Origin of the sequence: Bacteroides sp. AF25-5LB (genome assembly GCF_003602965.1) — a bacterium.
GTDB classification, from domain to species: Bacteria; Bacteroidota; Bacteroidia; order Bacteroidales; family Bacteroidaceae; genus Bacteroides; species Bacteroides uniformis.
In genome coordinates this window covers 178,910-197,751 of sequence record NZ_QTMC01000005.1, presented here as the reverse complement: position 1 = coordinate 197,751, position 18,842 = coordinate 178,910, and the positions used below count along the sequence as shown (strand labels likewise).

Genomic DNA, 18,842 nt, shown 5'->3' with positions numbered 1-18,842 from the left:
AGAATGGAAATAGACTAACGCCCCAGCATAAAAAAGAAACGGGTTCGTTTTATTCTGCACTCGGTTTACACTATCTTTGCACCCGAAAGAAAAACATCCCTCTTTATAGATATGAAAAAGTATATTTTAGATCTGACAGTGACAGAGAACCTCCGCTTGCATGCCAACTATGTGTTGTTGAAGCTGACTTCTCCGTCCCCACTTCCGGAAATGCTTCCGGGACAATTTGCAGAGATTCGTGTGGACGGTTCGCCTGCCACTTTTTTGCGCCGCCCCATCTCCATCAATTATGTAGATAGACAACGGAACGAAGTATGGTTCTTAATCCAACTCGTAGGTGACGGAACCAAGCGATTAGGCGAAGCAAAAGCAGGCGACATAATCAATGTAGTGCTTCCGCTGGGAAACTGCTTCACAATGCCTGAAAAGCCCTCAGACAAGCTCTTATTGGTAGGTGGAGGTGTAGGTACAGCTCCTATGTTATATTTAGGCGAACAGCTCGCCAAGAGAGGCTGCAAGCCAACCTTCCTGCTGGGTGCCAGAAGTGACAAAGATTTGCTTCAATTGGAACAGTTTGCCGCCTATGGCGAGGTGTATACCACCACCGAAGATGGCAGCCACGGAGAGAAGGGATACGTAACGCAACACTCCATATTAAATAAGGTGTGCTTTGAGCAGATATATACTTGCGGCCCCAAACCGATGATGATGGCAGTAGCAAAGTATGCCAAAAGTAAAGGCATCAGTTGCGAAGTATCTCTGGAGAATATGATGGCGTGTGGCATAGGCGCTTGTCTATGCTGTGTGGAAAATACCACGGAAGGCCATTTGTGTGTATGTAAAGAAGGTCCGGTTTTTAATATAAACAAACTATTATGGCAGATTTAAATGTAAATATCGGTGAATTACAAATGAATAATCCGGTGATGACTGCGTCCGGAACATTCGGATATGGTGAAGAATTCGCCGATTTCATCGAACTATCGCGAATAGGTGGTATAATTGTAAAGGGAACTACCCTTCACAAACGTGAAGGCAATCCATATCCGCGCATGGCAGAGACTCCTTCGGGAATGTTAAACGCTGTGGGACTGCAAAATAAGGGTGTACATTACTTTGTTGAACACATCTATCCCCGCATCAAGGACATTCAGACCAACATGATTGTAAATGTTTCGGGTTCTGCCATCGAAGACTATGCCGAAACAGCCGCAATCATTAATGAACTTGACAAAATTCCTGCCATAGAGTTGAACATCTCTTGCCCCAATGTGAAGCAAGGAGGAATGGCATTCGGTGTTACCGCCAAAGGAGCAGAAGAAGTGGTGAAAGCCGTGCGCTCAGTTTACAAAAAGACACTTATCGTAAAGCTCTCACCGAACGTTACCGACATCACCGAAATAGCCCGCGCAGCCGAAAATGGCGGTGCAGACAGCGTTTCCCTTATCAATACCCTGCTAGGAATGGCTATAGACGCGGAACGCAGGCGTCCGATACTCTCCACTGTAACCGGTGGTATGTCTGGTGCAGCTGTGAAACCCATTGCCTTACGTATGGTATGGCAAGTGGCCAAGGCGGTAAAAATCCCCGTCATAGGCTTGGGAGGTATCATGAACTGGAAAGATGCTGTGGAATTCATGCTTGCAGGTGCCTCCGCCATCCAGATTGGTACGGCAAACTTCATTGATCCGGCGGTTACGGTGAAAGTGGTAGAAGGAATAAATGACTATCTCGACAGACACGGTTATCAGTCTGTAAAGGACATTATCGGTGCACTTGAGGTATAAAGAATAACAAGAGATTGCCATTCGCAATATATATTCACAAAAAAGGACATTCATTGACGAATGTCCTTTTTCTTTTTATTTACATCAGTAAACTTACTCTCCCAACAAATCTGGGCGCAGTCTACGGGTTCTTTCTAATGACTGTTGCAGCTCCCATTCCTTAATCTTGGCCTCATGTCCAGAAAGTAAAATATCCGGAACCTTCCATCCATTGTAATCAGCGGGACGCGTATAGACCGGTGCAGCCAGCAGATTGTCCTGAAAGGAATCTGAAAGTGCAGACTGCTCATCGGAAATCACTCCCGGAATGATACGGACGATGGCATCTGCCATGACAGCAGCCGCCAGTTCTCCGCCAGTCAACACATAGTCACCGATACTGATTTCCTTGGTGATGAGATGCTCGCGAATCCGGTAATCTATCCCTTTGAAATGCCCGCAGAGAATGATGAGATTCTGGGCAAGGGAAAGAGTATTTGCCATCGGCTGATTGAACTGCTCACCATCGGGGGTGGTAAAGATAACCTCGTCGTAATCCCGCTCAGCCTTCAAAGCGTTGATACACCGCTCTATCGGCTCTATTTTCATGACCATTCCGGCAAAGCCACCAAACGGATAATCGTCTACACGACGGTACTTATCTTCCGTATAATCACGAAGATTATGGATATGTATCTCTGCAAGCCCTTTATTTTGAGCACGTTTCATGATGGAGCAGTTGAAGAATCCCTCAATCATCTCCGGTAAAACTGTGATAATGTCAATGCGCATATAACTTTATTTTAGCTATTTCAAGCTGCAAAAGTACAAATATTCGGGGAGAAACCCGTATTTTTGCGTTCAAACAATCCGAAAACCCTATGACTGTAAAAGAAAAAATAGACCAGCTCCGTGCGGAATTACACCAGCACAACTACAATTATTATGTGCTGAATGCTCCTGAAATATCCGACAAGGAGTTTGACGACCTGATGCGCGAGCTACAAGATTTAGAGAAAGAACATCCTGAATACCAAGATGATAATTCGCCCACGATGCGCGTAGGAAGTGATTTAAATAAGAACTTCACACAAGTGGCACACAAATATCCCATGCTTTCATTGGGAAACACCTATTCCGAAAACGAAGTGACCGACTTTTACGAACGGGTAAAAAAAGCGTTGAACGAGGAGTTTGAAATCTGCTGCGAGCTGAAGTATGACGGTACTTCCATCTCACTGACTTACGAGGATGGCAAACTGGTGCGTGCCGTCACCCGTGGCGACGGCGAAAAGGGCGATGATGTGACGGACAATGTAAAGACAATCCGGACGATTCCGCTGGTCCTCCATGGGAATTATCCTAAGTCATTCGAAATCAGAGGGGAAATCCTGATGCCCTGGGTGGTTTTCGAAGAACTGAACCGGGAAAAGGAAGCACGTGAGGAACCGCTTTTCGCCAATCCGCGCAACGCTGCTTCCGGTACCTTGAAATTGCAGAATTCCGCCATCGTAGCATCCAGAAAGCTGGATGCTTATCTCTACTATCTATTGGGAGAAGAATTGCCCTGCGACGGCCATTACGAGAATCTGCAAGCCGCCGCCAGCTGGGGATTTAAAACATCAGAGCACACCAGAAAAGCCCACAGCCTGGAGGAAGTCTTCGAATACATCAATTATTGGGACACGGAGCGTAAGAACCTTCCGGTGGCTACTGATGGTATTGTACTAAAAGTCAACAGCTTGAGGCAGCAGAAGAATTTAGGATTCACAGCCAAGTCTCCCCGATGGGCCATCGCATATAAATTCCAGGCAGAACGGGCACTAACACGATTGAACAAGGTTACCTACCAGGTAGGACGCACCGGTGCAGTGACTCCGGTCGCCAACCTGGACCCCGTACAACTATCCGGCACCATTGTGAAACGTGCCTCCCTGCACAATGCAGATATTATCGAGGGGTTGGATCTGCATATAGGCGACATGGTGTATGTGGAAAAAGGCGGTGAAATCATCCCCAAAATAACCGGTGTCGATAAGGATGCCCGCAGTATGCTTATCGGTGAAAAAGTGAAATTCATCACCCATTGTCCCGAATGCGGCAGCAAACTGATACGTTTTGAAGGAGAAGCAGCCCACTATTGCCCCAATGAAACCGCTTGCCCTCCGCAGATTAAAGGGAAGATAGAGCATTTCATCAGCCGCAAAGCCATGAATATAGACGGACTGGGACCTGAAACTGTAGATATGTTCTACCGATTGGGACTGATAAAAGATACTGCAGATTTATACCGGCTCAAAACCGACGACATCAAGAACCTGGAACGGATGGGCGAAAAATCGGCAGAAAACATAGTCAACGGTATTGCGGCAAGTAAAGAAGTGCCATTCGAAAGAGTGCTCTTTGCACTGGGCATACGCTTCGTGGGAGAAACGGTTGCCAAGAAAATAGCCAAGTCCTTTACGGACATCGAAGAGCTGGAAAACGCGGACCTCGAAAAGCTGAAAAACATCGATGAAATCGGTGAAAAAATAGCGCAGAGCATTATAACTTACTTCTCCAATCCTGCCAACAGAGAGCTGGTGGAACGGCTGAAATCGAACGGTCTGCAACTCCACCGGACAGAAGAAGACCTCAGCGGATACACCGACAAACTGGCGGGCCAGTCCATCGTCATCAGCGGCGTATTCACCCACCACTCACGGGACGAATACAAAGAGATGATTGAAAAGAACGGGGGGAAAAACGTCGGAAGCATCTCCTCCAAAACCAGCTTTATCCTGGCCGGAGAAAATATGGGACCTGCCAAACTGGAGAAAGCGCAGAAACTGGGAGTAAAGATTATGAGCGAAGATGAGTTTTTGGCATTGCTATCCTAACAAATTTCCACAAAAAGCTTTTTTATGGCTTATATTTGTAGGGTAAATCGAAAAAATTCGTACTTTTGCGAGTCATTTAATTAGAGATTACTTTATAATACTCATGATACAGACAAGATTGAAAGGAATGGGGGTAGCGCTGATTACTCCATTTAAAGAGGATGAAAGCGTTGATTACGATGCGTTGATGCGTTTGGTAGACTATCAACTTCAAAACAATACCGACTTTTTATGTGTGCTCGGCACCACGGCAGAAACTCCGACTCTGACTGAAGAAGAGAAAAAGAAAATCAAGAAAATGGTCATCGAGCGAGTGAACGGAAGAATTCCTATCCTGCTGGGCGTAGGTGGAAACAACACCCGGGCCATAGTGGAAACACTGAAAAATGACGATTTCACCGGAGTAGATGCCATTCTATCCGTCGTTCCATATTACAACAAGCCATCGCAAGAAGGTATATATCAGCATTATAAGGCCATTTCTGAAGCAACGGATTTACCGATTGTGCTTTATAATGTCCCCGGTCGTACCGGCGTGAACATGAAGGCGGAAACAACCCTGCGCATTGCACGTGATTTCAAGAATGTGATAGCCGTCAAAGAAGCTTCGGGCGACATCACGCAGATGGACGACATCATCAAAAACAAACCGGCCAATTTCGACGTTATTTCGGGCGATGACGGCATCACCTTCCCTCTGATTACTTTGGGGGCCGTCGGCATCATCTCGGTCATTGGAAACGCGTTCCCGCGTGAGTTCAGCCGTATGGTACGTCTGGCACTGCAAGGGGACTATGCCAATGCATTGACCATTCACCACAAATTTGCCGAATTATTCAAGCTTCTGTTTGTAGACGGCAACCCTGCCGGAGTAAAAGCCATGCTGAACGCAATGGGAATGATTGAGAACAAGCTCCGCCTGCCATTGGTACCGACCAGAATCACCACCTTCGAAGCCATGCGCAAGATTCTGGATGAATTGAACATCAAATGCTAAGGTCTTATACCGCCCCTATAGGATATTAATTTCCAGTATACAACATATTAATATCAGCTATGCAAGGAGTTAATTTTGTGGAAACACGGAATTAACTCCTTCTTTTTTTCCTATGTGACTATATTTATCAGTACAATAATCCCAAAACAGTCTACTGATTACGTTATAAAGCAAAAAGACATCTGGTTAAATCGAGAAAAAGACGTCTCTAGCTCAATCAAGACAAGACTATTATTTCAGCTAATCTATTAGTTCACAATACTGAACAGTTTGTTTTACTTAGCAAAACACGCGCCAGTGCCATACAAGGGGAGAACATCAACTATATCCCATAGCTGTAAACACAAAGGATCTCCGCAAGTTTTCTTGCGGAGATCCTTTGTGATCGCGACAGGATTCAAACCTGTAACCGGCTGATCCGTAGTCAGCTACTCTATTCAGTTGAGCTACGCGACCCTTAAAAAAAATTATGAAAACTTGTGACCGCGACAGGATTCAAACCTGTAACCGGCTGATCCGTAGTCAGCTACTCTATTCAGTTGAGCTACGCGGCCTCTTTGTTTAACGGGTGCAAAGATACGTACTTTTTCCGAATTAGCAAACAATATACAAACTTTTTTTGAAGAAATTTATTCGACAAAGCGATAATTAAACAACTGCCAGCCGATTGTCATCCCCACATTCCACTCCCTTCTCGGTGAGCTATAATGATTTACATAAGCAGAAATGGCTCCGAAGGGCAAATGACAAATAACAGAAACTTCTCCCATATACTCAAAGCGAGAGAATGCTTTTCCATAATACGCTTTATTCAATGCATTCTTTTTTATCGGAAAAATCGGCGTAAAGCCATAAAATTCTGTCCGAAACTGGAACATATCATTCAAAACATATATCGGTTTGATGCCGGCAGCCACATATTGGTTGGCACGAAAAGCTTCATTGTACATCAGTTTACTATGTGGAGTCGGTGCAAATTCTCCTGCCTGCATCATAGTTGCCGTATAATTCTCAGAAAAATTTTTCGACGAATACAGTGCTTCTGCCATCCATCCCAAGGTGAACTTCGGTCCCATTGTGTGATATGCCTCCTTCATATAAGAAATTTGCAACCATGATTGCCGTTCTTGCGGGGAAGGACTGTACCCTTCTTGCGGATTCCCAGGTTCAAATCTTTCCCTCCCGGTAAAGACCTGGGCTATCAGCTTCTCCAAATAACCTTTTGTCGCGTATTGCCGCGTATTTAGGGTACTCCCATAGAAACCGATGGAACCTCCCAAAAGTTTGTATGTACTTCTGTCCGAACGGTCCTTATCGAAATCTATTACGCTGGATTGAAAATAGTTATCTTCCAGTTGGCCATACCCCAGACTGAACTCCGCACGCTTATTGGCCAGAAACGGCAAGGCAACCATCAACTTCACAAAGCGCTCATCTTTTGAATTGAATGAAGGCTTGTCATTCTTGGAAAACAACTTATCCTTCTTGTAGTAATCGAAGGTACTGATTGAAGCAATAAAACGAAAGGATGTAGGTATGCGGGTAGGCAAATCAATCTTACCCATCAACTGTGCATTATTATAAATCTTACCCAACTGACCGTCAAAAGTTATTTCCTTGGAATAATAATTCAAGTTCTGATATCCTACTCCCAAATAGATTTGGTTTGAGCTCGTGGTAGAGACACTGCCCCCCAGACGCACGGAAAAATTATCCTCCATCTTCACCTTCAAATGCAGCTGATATAAATCGGCTTCCGAATCATACACTGCGTGAGGAACTATTTCCGAAATCATATTATCTGCCAGCAAACGGAAATACCCGCGCTTCAAGTCTTCATAAGTAAAGACTTCATGCTCCTCATCATGGAATTCTTTTTTGATGTAGGCTTGCTGTTGGGCATTCGCCCCTTCAATAATAATATCCCGGAAACGGAATTGAGGTAGGTTACTCCGGAAGACAAGGCGCCTCAAACGCACATTATCAGCATTCACCCTACGGTGAACACGGCTTTTGATGGAATCCATCATATTAAGAGTACGGTTGTAGCCTATATCGTGCAATTCCTGCAGACGGTCAAAATCCAACAGGTTGACATCATCGTACTTGAAGGTCATGACTATACCCAATGAGTCCGGAATGGAATAATCGGTCTTCTGCATAATCATATTCTCCAATTGGCTCATCAGGTCATTCTCCTTCGGCTTACCGGGATTTGCCGCCACCACACTGCCAATAATGACATCCGGATGAAAATCTTCCCGCATCACATCCGTAGGGAAATTATTATAAATACCGCCATCATAAGCAAGTGTACTGTCTATTTCTATCGGTTTAAAGACAAATGGAAAGCTCATGGAAGCACGTACCGCATCCCCCAAATCCCCTTTACCCAATACCAATGGCTTTTTATTGTACACATCGGATGCTATACAGCGAAAGGGGACAAACAGTTTGTTGAAATTACCGCCACATGCAGCCGTAGCGCGTGCAAACAATTCCACAAATACCAGATTCATCTGTATGGGGTTGACCATGCTTGTGGGAAGTATCTGAGGCTTTATATGCAGCGAGTCTCTAAAAGCGAAACGGATATTGAAAAATTCCGGTGAAGGACGATTCTTTTTAAAATAATACTCGTATTTGGGCTCCACTTTACCCGAATACCAACGCTTAAAGTCGGGAGAGCGCAAGAGCGCCTCCATATCGTCCGGAGAATACCCCATAGCATACAGCGAACCGATGATAGCTCCCATAGAGGTTCCGGTTATATAATCAATGGGGATATTATTCTCTTCCAAAGCCCGGATAATGCCAATATGAGTCATGCCTTTTGCTCCACCGCCACTCAATACAAGCCCCACTTTCTGAGCTTGTAAAACAAAGGTACATAGAAGAAACGACAAAAACAATAAAACTCTTTTCATAACTATGCGATTCCGAGTAAGATAAATGTTCATTGCCCCAAATATAAACAATAGTTTCTAAAAATGCCGTATTCAACGGAGAAAATCACTTTATAATTGGTGAAAATGAATAAAAAAGGGTATTGCGACTCTGAAGAATCACAATACCCTTGCATATATTAAATGCAAATTTAAAGGGACTTATTTTATCAGGTCAATGCTTCTCTTGACAAAGTTGTTCAAAGCTTCACCTTTCAACATACCATTCTGCAACAGTGCCAAATCTATCAGCTGACGGACAACCTTATTCTTGGCTGCATAATCGGCAAAGACACCTTCTTTCTGCGTTTTCAGTTCATTCCACTTCTTATCCAGCTCACTTACCTTATCTTTTTCGGCAGTCGGTATATCCTCATCTTTCTTTCCTTCCTGCTTCTTTTTCAACTCATTACGTTGCTTGTTCACTTCATCCATCTCTGCCTGAACTGGAGCAACGGCAGCAGCACATTCCTTGTCCTCATCTGCCAGCACTTCCTTCACCAGCTTATGGTCTGAATTCAATACTAGGTTAAACATATCCGGCATTTCGCCATAGAAGCTCATTCCAGCCTGAATATTGGCCATTTCCTTCATACGGCGCATGTACTCGCTCTGAGTTATCATGATAGGAGTGGCGTTTTCGCCCAAAGCCTGCGCCGTGATGTTAAACTCCGTCTTATCCATCTTGGGCAACTGGCTCTTGAAGATGGAAGAAAGAACTTCCTGCTTGCCGGCTTCCAACGCTTCATTCTTCTTGTCTTCCTTGACAATCAGATTATCAATAATATCGCTGTCTACACGAGTGAAGCGAACCTTTTCGAACTTCTGTTCCAACATGCTCACCACCGCAATGTCCAGCTGTCCATCCATCAACAGCACATTGTATCCTTTATTCGTAGCGGCCTCTATATAGCTGTATTGTTCATCTTTATTGTTGGCATACAGATAAATCAGATTTCCATCCTTATCCGTCTGGTTATCTTTAATCAACGTCTTATACTCTTCGAAAGTATAATATTTGCTGTCTGTATCGGTGAAAAGGGCAAAATCCTTGGCTCTATCATAGAAATCTTCCTGCGTAAGCATTCCGTAGTTGATGAAGATTTTCAAGTCATTCCACTTTTCCTCAAACTGTTTACGGTCATTCTTGAAGATAGACTGCAAACGGTCTGACACCTTCTTCGTGATATATGTAGAAATCTTCTTCACGTTGGCATCGCTCTGCAGATAAGAACGGGAAACGTTCAATGGAATGTCCGGTGAATCGAGCACACCATGCAGCAGGGTCAAGAAATCAGGAACAATACCTTCCACCGAATCCGTTACATATACCTGGTTACAGTAGAGCTGAATCTTATTCTTGTTCAACTCAATGTTGCTTTTCACTTTAGGGAAGTACAGAATACCGGTAAGGTGGAACGGATAATCCACATTCAGATGAATCCAGAATAAAGGTTCGTCGGACATAGGATAAAGGTCACGGTAGAACTTCTTATAATCTTCATCTTTCAATTCGCTGGGTTTCAGCGTCCACAACGGGTTGGAATCATTGATGATATTATCCTCGGCAGTTTCAACCTGCTTGCCGTCTTTCCATTCTTTCTTCTTGCCGAATGCAACCGGAATAGGGAGGAAACTGCAATACTTCTTCAACAAAGAGGAGATGCGTGCTTCTTCAAGGAATTCCTTGCAGTCATCGTCTATGTAAAGAACGATATCCGTACCACGTTCTGCCTTATCAGTGTCTTCAATCGTAAACTCCGGACTGCCATCGCATGTCCACTTTACAGCCTGGGTGCCTTCCCGATAGGATTTAGTGATGATTTCGACTTTCTTGGCAACCATAAAAGCCGAATAGAAACCCAATCCGAAATGGCCGATGATGGCGTTGGCATCGTTTTTATATTTCTCAAGGAAGTCATTGGCGCCAGAGAAAGCTATCTGGTTAATATACTTGTCTATTTCTTCAGCCGTAAGACCTATACCATGGTCGGACACTGTAATGGTATCTTTTCCCAGCGAAACACGTACGGTTAAATCGCCAACTTCACCCTTGAACTCACCGATAGAGGAGAGTGTTTTCAGCTTCTGTGTAGCATCAACCGCGTTAGAAACCAACTCACGGAGAAAAATTTCATGATCACTATACAAGAACTTTTTAATGACGGGGAAGATATTCTCAGTAGTTACCCCAATATTACCTTTTTGCATACTACATTTATATTTTTTAGATTTATATTTTTAATTATTCCGGCAGATATAGCACAAAAAAAATGCCAGCCCATAAGGACTGACATTTTGACGGTTTTTATAAAGAACAGCTTATGCCTTCTTGATGCTCAACTCGTCTTTTTCTTTGTCTACTGATACGTTTACCGTATCACCCGGCTGTAACTCCGCCGCCACTATCAGCTCGGAAAGTCCATCCTCCAAGTGGTTCTGAATAGCACGCTTCAATGGACGCGCACCAAACTGTACATCGTACCCTTTCGAAGCAAGGAATGTCTTTGCATCATCCTCCACAACCAGCTTGTAACCAATTGCTTCAACCCGTTCGTACAAGCCTTTCAGCTCAATGTCCACAATCTTTGTGATGGCCTCCAAGGAGAGCTGGTCGAAAGTAATGATTTCATCCAAACGATTCAAAAATTCAGGAGCAAAGGTCTTGTTCAGAGCCTTTTGTATCACGCTGCGTGAATGTTCATTGTCATCCGTGCGGTTTTGCGCCGTAAAACCTACGCCACGGCCAAATTCCTTCAACTGTCGCGTACCGATATTGGAGGTCATAATGATAACCGTATTCTTGAAATCAATGGTTCTGCCATAATTGTCAGTCAAACGACCTTCATCCAGTACCTGAAGCAAGATGTTGAACACATCCGGATGAGCTTTCTCAATCTCATCCAGCAAGACAATGGAATACGGCTTGCGACGAACCTTTTCAGTCAACTGGCCGCCTTCCTCATAGCCCACATATCCCGGAGCGGCACCAATCATACGAGATACGGTGTATTTCTCCATATACTCGCTCATATCGATACGTATCAAGGCATCGGCAGAGCCAAACATATATTTTGCCAATTGCTTTGCCAAATGCGTCTTACCCACACCAGTAGGGCCAAGGAACATAAAGGTTCCGATGGGATGGTTCGGGTCTTTCAACCCTACACGGCTACGCAAGATTGCTTTGGTAAGTTTCTCTATCGCAGCATCTTGAGCTATCACCTTCGCCTGTAGTTCTTCCTTCATTCCGGCCAGTTTAAGTCCTTCTGCCTGCGCCATGCGCTGTACGGGTACACCGGACATCATCGAAATAACATTGGCTATTTCCTCTTCGCCTACCGTTTGGCGGTCATCCTTCAAACGGGCTTCCCACTCGACCTTCATCTCCTCCAAGCGGACAGAAAGTTCCTTCTCACGGTCACGGTAGCTGGCAGCCAGCTCAAAATTCTGTGATTTTACAGCTTCAGCCTTCAAGCCACGTGCCTCTTCAATCAGCTTTTCCTGCTCCTCAATTTCTTTCGGAACATTAATATTCGTCAAATGCACACGCGAACCCGCTTCGTCCAAAGCATCAATAGCTTTATCCGGAAAGTTGCGGTCGGTTATATAGCGTGCTGACAACTTGACACATGCTTCCAGGGCTTCATCCGTGTAGCTCACGTTATGATGGTCTTCATACTTCTCCTTGATATTCTTCAATATCTGAAGCGTTTCTTCAGCTGTGGTAGGCTCTACAATTACCTTTTGGAAACGACGTTCCAAAGCACCGTCTTTCTCGATATTCTTTCTGTATTCATCGAGAGTGGTAGCTCCAATACACTGGATTTCACCACGCGCCAAAGCCGGTTTCAACATATTGGCAGCATCCATGGAACCGGCAGCAGCACCGGCACCTACAATTGTATGGATTTCATCGATGAAAAGGATGACATTCGGATTTTTCTGCAACTCGTTGATAATGGAGCGGATACGTTCCTCAAACTGACCACGGTATTTTGTTCCCGCCACCACAGAGGCCATATCAAGCATCACCACGCGCTTCTCAAACAAGATGCGCGAAACTTTCTTTTGCACAATACGCAATGCCAAACCCTCTACGATGGCAGATTTTCCTACGCCCGGTTCACCGATAAGCACCGGATTGTTCTTCTTGCGGCGGCTCAAGATTTGCGCCAGACGTTCAATCTCGCGTTCGCGACCCACAACCGGGTCCAGCTTGCCTTCTTCGGCAGCCCGGGTCATGTCTACGCCGAAATTGTCCAGCACGGGGGTATCATTGGACGGCTTTCTGGATGCAGTCTGTGCAGCCGAAGCCGAACCAGCCCCTCCAGTACGGGAGGAGCGAGACATACTCATGTCTTCTTCATCCTCTTCATCATCCTCAGCGAATCCCATTCCCGCATTCGGATTGGTCGATTTCATCGAAAGCTGTTCAAATACAGCCTGATAATCCACCCGGTGTTCTTCCAAAACAGTTGCAGCAAGATTGTCTCCGTCTTTCAAGATAGCCAGCAATACATGTTCCGTATCGGCAGTTGCACTTTTCAGCAAACGCGCTTCAAGCATACACATCTTCAATATCTTAGCCGTCATCGGGGACAAGGGCACTTCAGCGTCCGGCAAGAGAGTATCGTCCTCGGCATCTTTCAGGAAACCCTCCAGGCGACTTTTTACTCGTTTTAAATCTATATCAAGTTTCAACAATATTTCAATAGCTTTTCCTCCGCCATCACGCAACATGCCGAGCAGAAGGTGTTCCGGACCAATATAACGATTTCTCAATCGATTGGCTTCTTCCTTGCTATAAGTAATTATGTCTGAAACTCTTTGTGAAAATTGATTGTTCATATTTTATAATTCTCCTCAATTAAAAAGGTTATCCACGACAAAGATACGCATTTATTAATTCAACGTATCATATTTAACTGATTTAATAGTATACAAATCCCGTGCCACAAATTTCAAATCTGTTTTTCCATTTTATACCTTATATATTAATGGCAACTTGGGGAGGAAAGGAGGGAGTACTTCTATATTTATGCCGCAGGCAACAAAGTTTATGGAGGAAAACTTTTGTATATCGTAAAAAAGCAGTACTTTAGCGTGGTTTTTCACGAACCCGAAAATGTATAATTAATAATCTTTTTAAATGCTTGAACAAGACAGAATTATAAAGATTAACATCGAGGAGGAAATGAAGTCATCGTACATTGACTACTCTATGTCGGTCATTGTCTCACGTGCCCTTCCGGATGTTAGAGATGGTTTTAAACCCGTTCACCGAAGAATTCTTTTCGGAATGATGGGATTGGGAAATACCTCCGACAAACCTTATAAAAAATCAGCCAGAGTTGTAGGTGAAGTATTAGGTAAATATCACCCTCATGGCAACTCGTCCGTTTACGGAGCTCTTGTACGTATGGCTCAGCCTTGGGCAATGCGTTACATGTTGGTAGACGGACAAGGTAATTACGGTTCAGTAGACGGTGACAGCGCTGCTGCCATGCGTTATACCGAGTGCCGTTTGCGAAAAATTGGTGAAGACATGATGACAGACCTTGAAAAAGAGACTGTTGACATGCAGAACAATTTCGATGACTCTTTGCAAGAGCCTACCGTCATGCCGGCCCGTATTCCAAATCTTTTGGTAAATGGTGCATCTGGTATTGCTGTAGGTATGGCTACCAATATGCCGACTCATAATCTATCTGAGGTTATTGACGCTTGTATTGCATACATCGAAAATAATGACATCGATATAGAAGAGTTGATGACGTATGTTAAAGCTCCCGACTTCCCGACCGGAGGCTATATATACGGTATGAACGGTGTTCGCGAAGCCTATCTCACGGGACGCGGACGTGTCATAATGCGTGCTAGAGCCGAAATTGAGACTGGTTCGACGCACGATAAAATCGTTGTGACAGAAATTCCCTATGGCGTCAACAAAGCTGAATTGATTAAGAATATAGCCGATTTGGCCAACGAAAAGAAAATTGAAGGTATTGCCAATGCTAATGACGAATCCGACCGTGAAGGTATGCGTATCGTTATTGATGTAAAACGTGATGCAAATGCCAGCGTTGTACTCAACAAGCTCTACAAGATGACAATGCTGCAGACATCTTTTGGTGTGAACAATGTTGCATTGGTACATGGCCGTCCACGTCTGTTGAATCTAAAAGATTTGATAAAATACTTCGTTGAGCACAGACGCGACGTAGTCATCCGCCGTACTCAGTACGATTTGCGCAAGGCCAAAGAACGTGCACATATTCTGGAAGGATTAATCATTGCATCTGATAATATCGACGAAGTAATTAAGATTATCCGTGCTGCTAAAACACCGAATGATGCGATATCTGGTTTGATGGAGCGATTCCAACTCAGTGAAATTCAGTCACGTGCTATTGTTGAAATGCGTTTGCGCCAGCTCACAGGCCTGATGCAAGACCAACTGCACGCCGAATATGAGGAAATTCAGAAGCAGATTGCTTATTTGGAAGAGATCCTTGTCAATGACGAACTCTGCCGCAAAGTCATTAAAGATGAACTGATTGAAGTAAAAGAGAAGTATGGTGACGAACGTCGCTCAGAAATCGTCTACTCATCAGAAGAATTCAATCCGGAAGACTTCTATGCAGATGATGAAATGATTATCACCATCTCACACATGGGATACATCAAGCGTACACCGCTGAGCGAATTCCGTGCGCAAAACCGTGGTGGGGTAGGCTCCAAAGGTACCGAAACCCGCGATGCAGACTTTGTAGAGCATATTTATCCTGCAACCATGCATAATACCATGATGTTCTTTACACAGAAAGGTAAATGTTACTGGCTGAAGGTATACGAAATCCCTGAAGGTACTAAGAATTCGAAAGGTCGCGCCATCCAGAATTTGTTGAATATCGACTCTGACGATGCTGTAAACGCCTATTTGCGCGTGAAGAACCTGAACGACCAAGAGTTTATCAACAGCCATTATGTATTGTTCTGTACCAAAAATGGTGTCATTAAGAAAACATTGCTTGAGCAGTATTCACGCCCTCGCCAAAATGGTGTAAATGCTATCACTATCCGTGAAGACGACCGTGTAATCGAAGTGCGTATGACAAACGGCGACAATGAAATCATCATTGCCAACCGTAACGGACGTGCCATTCGTTTCCATGAAAGTGCTGTGCGTGTTATGGGACGTACTGCCACCGGTGTACGTGGCATGACATTGGATGAGGACGGTCAAGACGAAGTAGTAGGTATGATATGCATCAAAGATCCTGAGGCGGAAACAATTATGGTTGTATCGGAACAAGGATATGGCAAACGTTCGGATATTGAAGATTATCGCAAAACCAATCGTGGAGGTAAAGGTGTGAAAACAATGAATATCACCGATAAAACGGGTAAATTAGTAACGATCAAGTCTGTTACAGATGAAAATGACTTGATGATTATTAATAAATCCGGTATTACCATCCGTCTGAAAGTTGCCGATGTTCGTATCATGGGACGTGCTACACAAGGTGTACGCCTAATCAACCTTGAGAAACGTAATGACGAAATTGGCTCTGTATGTAAAGTCACTTCAGAAAATGAAGAGGAACTTATAGAGGAGGGGGAAGAAAATACCCTTGAAAGCCCTCAGAACGAGGTAAACAGTGAAAATGAAGAATAGACATAATATTAATTTAAATTTTCTACAATCATGAAAAGAGTATTATTTTCAATGGTTTTACTACTTGCCGCAAGTTTTACTTTCGCCCAAGAAAAGAACGTAAAAGAGGCTAAAAGTATTGCTAACGGAGTAAATCCTGACTTTGCCAAAGCAGAGGAACTGATAAATCAAGCTTTAACTAATCCCGAAACAAAGGACAATGCCGAAACGTGGGATGTAGCAGGTCTTATCCAAAGAAAAAGAAGTGAGAAAGAAATGGAAAATGCCTATCTGAGAAAACCTTATGACACTCTTCAGGTATATAATAGTGCATTAAACATGTGTAAATTCTACTTCAAATGTGACGAATTAGCACAAATTCCCAATGAAAAGGGCAAAATCAAGAATAAATATAGAAAATCTAATTCTGCTACAATTTTAGCAGAACGCGGTAATCTGATCAATGGCGGCATCCAATTCTTTAATTTGGCCTCACAAAAAGAAGGCGATGCAGCCAAGGAAGACAATAAAAAAGCGTTGGATTTCTTTGCAACCTACATTGATATTGCTATCAACCCGATGTTTGAAAAGGAAAATCTGTTACAAACAGATACTGTATTACCTCAAATAGCATATTATGCAAGTTTAGCAGCTGCTAAGATGGAAGATTATCCTAGTATTTTGAAGTATGCTCCTTATGCACAAGACGATAAAGAAGTTGGGAAATACGCTATGGAATTTATCTCTACTGCATTGAAAGCCGAAGGTGATACTGTTAAATGGATTGCTTCTTTGAAAGAAGGTATCCAGAAATATCCTGAACATTCATTCTTCTTCGGTCATTTGATTGATTATTATAGCAATAACAACAAATATGACGAGGCTATGCAGTTTGCTGATGATATGTTGGCTAAAGATCCTAACAATACATTCTATTTGTATGTAAAAGGCTACCTTTATCACAATATGAAGGACTATGATAAAGCTATTGAATTCTATAAGAAAACTATAGAAGTAGATCCTAATTATGCAGAAGCATACTCTAATTTAGGTTTAATTTACTGCTTACAAGCACAAGATTTCTCAGAAAAAGCAACTACAGATATTAATGATCCTAAGTATAAAGAAGACCAAGCTACTCTGAAGACTTTCTATGAAAAGGCAAAACCTTATTATGAAAAGGCAAGAGAACTGAAACCTGATCAAAAAGATTTATGGTTAAATGGTCTATATAGAGTGTATTATAATTTGCAGATGGGCCCTGAATTCGAAGAAATTGAAAAGTTGATGTAATACTTTCTTTCAGAATAATAAAAGCCTAATTAAATTATTAATTAGGCTTTTATTATTCTGAAAGAAAGTAAAGAATATTATTTCTTAAGTGAGAGAGAAGAAGAACTAAAATTAGATTAAATTATCCCGGCATTATATTAAACATAATCCTGATATTGATCAAACTATTTCGGTCTTCCGTAAATTACCAACAATGGTGTATCAGAATGGAAAATCATCTTTCTGGCAATACCAGGATTAAATAAGCGCGAAAATATATTTCTTTTATAAGAAGTTAATGTCATAATATCAATATGATTACTCTTGATATAACTGTCTAAACTACTAAGCAGATTATCATTCTTTACCACATCATAGTGTATTTCCAATTGTGGATATTGTTTTTGAAAATATTCCTTAATACCAGCCAGTTTTATTTCATTCCATGTATTCTGAACATCAGAAAGATGTATCAGAGACACTGAAAACTTAAATGATTTCAGATTATTTATTAGCGAATCAAAAGCTATTAAATCACGTTGATCAAAATTAGTAATAAATGCAATACGCTTAGCCTCAGAAAATTGCTTGAATGGAGTATTTTCAGGAATGGCCAATACCGGTACACGGCTACGTTCAATCACTTCAGCTGTTACACTGCCAATCAAATCAATATCCTTCTGATTTCTACCACGAGTTCCCATTATGATAATGCGTGGCCGATATTCCTTGGTATAGCGGAGTACCTCTTCTTCAGGAATACCTTCACGCAAAACACAAGTATATTTAATATCTGGAAACTCGCCGGAAGCTACCTTCTCTTTTACTTTATCAGATAATTCATTCAAATCAGCATGAACTTTTTGTAAGATACTCCTTACATTCTCCTCATCACTTAGCTGATAGTTAAATACATCTCCGTATGGCAAAGAAGTTGCATATATAGGAGTAAAATAAACATGTAGCAAAACAACTTCTGCACCTATATTCTGAGCGAAATTGAAACCGAACTCGCAAGCCTTCAAAGAATAATTGGAAAAATCCACTGGAATTAGCACTTTATTACTAATCTTCTCCAGTTTAGGTGACTTCCCCCCCACTACCTCTTCAGATAACCATGCAGAACTTTCAGTAATTTTCAGAGCATGGGGTAAGTCACTCTCCTTAATACGCACACGTACACCAGAAGAAACAACTGGTTGTATCTGGTTTACATTGTGGATATAAGTCTCAATACCTTCATTTTCAAGAACATTCTTCAATATTTGAGCTTTCGCGTACGTTAAGATTGCCAAAGTAACTAATTTATCTTCCATATATCAT

11 protein-coding genes and 2 tRNA genes are annotated in these 18,842 nt (G+C 42.8%); 6 read left to right on the top strand and 7 right to left on the bottom strand.

The genetic code is table 11. From position 1 onward, the window contains the following. The first annotated feature begins 111 nt into the window (after positions 1 to 111). Positions 112 to 888 carry a dihydroorotate dehydrogenase electron transfer subunit gene (locus DWY57_RS07975; RefSeq protein WP_117601666.1) on the top strand — a complete coding sequence of 259 codons (777 nt, stop codon included), beginning with the start codon at positions 112 to 114 and terminating at the stop codon, positions 886 to 888. Next, positions 876 to 1,787: a dihydroorotate dehydrogenase gene (locus DWY57_RS07970; RefSeq protein ID WP_117601667.1), complete on the top strand. Its 912-nt coding sequence runs from the start codon at positions 876 to 878 to the stop codon at positions 1,785 to 1,787. Before DWY57_RS07975 ends, DWY57_RS07970 begins: the two co-directional genes overlap by 13 nt. Positions 1,788 to 1,880: 93 nt before the next feature. Here the strand turns inward: DWY57_RS07970 and trmD are convergent, their stop codons facing one another. Beyond that, positions 1,881 to 2,558 (bottom strand): tRNA (guanosine(37)-N1)-methyltransferase TrmD, encoded by a 678-nt coding sequence (gene trmD / locus DWY57_RS07965; RefSeq protein WP_005837186.1) that lies wholly within the window; start codon positions 2,556 to 2,558, stop codon positions 1,881 to 1,883. An 89-nt stretch (positions 2,559 to 2,647) separates the two neighbouring features. Here trmD and ligA point away from each other — a divergent pair, with 89 nt between their 5' ends. Both ligA and dapA read left to right on the top strand, forming a co-directional pair. Beyond that, complete coding sequence (ligA, locus tag DWY57_RS07960; protein ID WP_119961551.1) at positions 2,648 to 4,645, top strand: NAD-dependent DNA ligase LigA; 1,998 nt, start codon at positions 2,648 to 2,650, stop codon at positions 4,643 to 4,645. Between the two features lie 103 nt (positions 4,646 to 4,748). Beyond that, on the top strand, positions 4,749 to 5,642 hold the full coding sequence (gene dapA / locus DWY57_RS07955) for a 4-hydroxy-tetrahydrodipicolinate synthase (protein ID WP_087332404.1): 894 nt from the start codon (positions 4,749 to 4,751) through the stop codon (positions 5,640 to 5,642). A gap of 382 nt (positions 5,643 to 6,024) precedes the next feature. On the opposite strand, the gene DWY57_RS07950 is transcribed toward dapA, so the two are convergent. From DWY57_RS07950 to DWY57_RS07930, 5 genes are all read right to left on the bottom strand, one after another. After that, positions 6,025 to 6,098, bottom strand: a tRNA-Arg gene (locus DWY57_RS07950). A 24-nt stretch (positions 6,099 to 6,122) separates the two neighbouring features. Further along, positions 6,123 to 6,196, bottom strand: a tRNA-Arg gene (locus DWY57_RS07945). Between the two features lie 75 nt (positions 6,197 to 6,271). Further along, a complete protein-coding gene (locus DWY57_RS07940) occupies positions 6,272 to 8,569 on the bottom strand; it encodes a patatin-like phospholipase family protein (RefSeq protein WP_117601669.1) in 2,298 nt (765 codons plus the stop codon). Between the two features lie 180 nt (positions 8,570 to 8,749). Then, on the bottom strand, positions 8,750 to 10,798 hold the full coding sequence (gene htpG, locus DWY57_RS07935) for a molecular chaperone HtpG (RefSeq protein WP_117964562.1): 2,049 nt from the start codon (positions 10,796 to 10,798) through the stop codon (positions 8,750 to 8,752). Positions 10,799 to 10,909: 111 nt separating this feature from the next. Continuing rightward, positions 10,910 to 13,438 (bottom strand): ATP-dependent Clp protease ATP-binding subunit, encoded by a 2,529-nt coding sequence (locus DWY57_RS07930; RefSeq protein ID WP_119961550.1) that lies wholly within the window; start codon positions 13,436 to 13,438, stop codon positions 10,910 to 10,912. Positions 13,439 to 13,739: 301 nt separating this feature from the next. On the opposite strand from DWY57_RS07930, the gene gyrA reads away from it, so the two are divergent. Both gyrA and DWY57_RS07920 read left to right on the top strand, forming a co-directional pair. Then, positions 13,740 to 16,268, top strand: a complete 2,529-nt coding sequence (gene gyrA, locus DWY57_RS07925) for a DNA gyrase subunit A (RefSeq protein ID WP_119961549.1) — start codon at positions 13,740 to 13,742, stop codon at positions 16,266 to 16,268. Between the two features lie 30 nt (positions 16,269 to 16,298). Next, a complete protein-coding gene (locus DWY57_RS07920; RefSeq protein WP_117601672.1) occupies positions 16,299 to 17,540 on the top strand; it encodes a tetratricopeptide repeat protein in 1,242 nt (413 codons plus the stop codon). 164 nt (positions 17,541 to 17,704) lie between these two features. Here the strand turns inward: DWY57_RS07920 and DWY57_RS07915 are convergent, their stop codons facing one another. Next, positions 17,705 to 18,835 carry a universal stress protein gene (locus DWY57_RS07915; protein WP_119961548.1) on the bottom strand — a complete coding sequence of 377 codons (1,131 nt, stop codon included), beginning with the start codon at positions 18,833 to 18,835 and terminating at the stop codon, positions 17,705 to 17,707. Positions 18,836 to 18,842 lie beyond the last annotated feature (7 nt).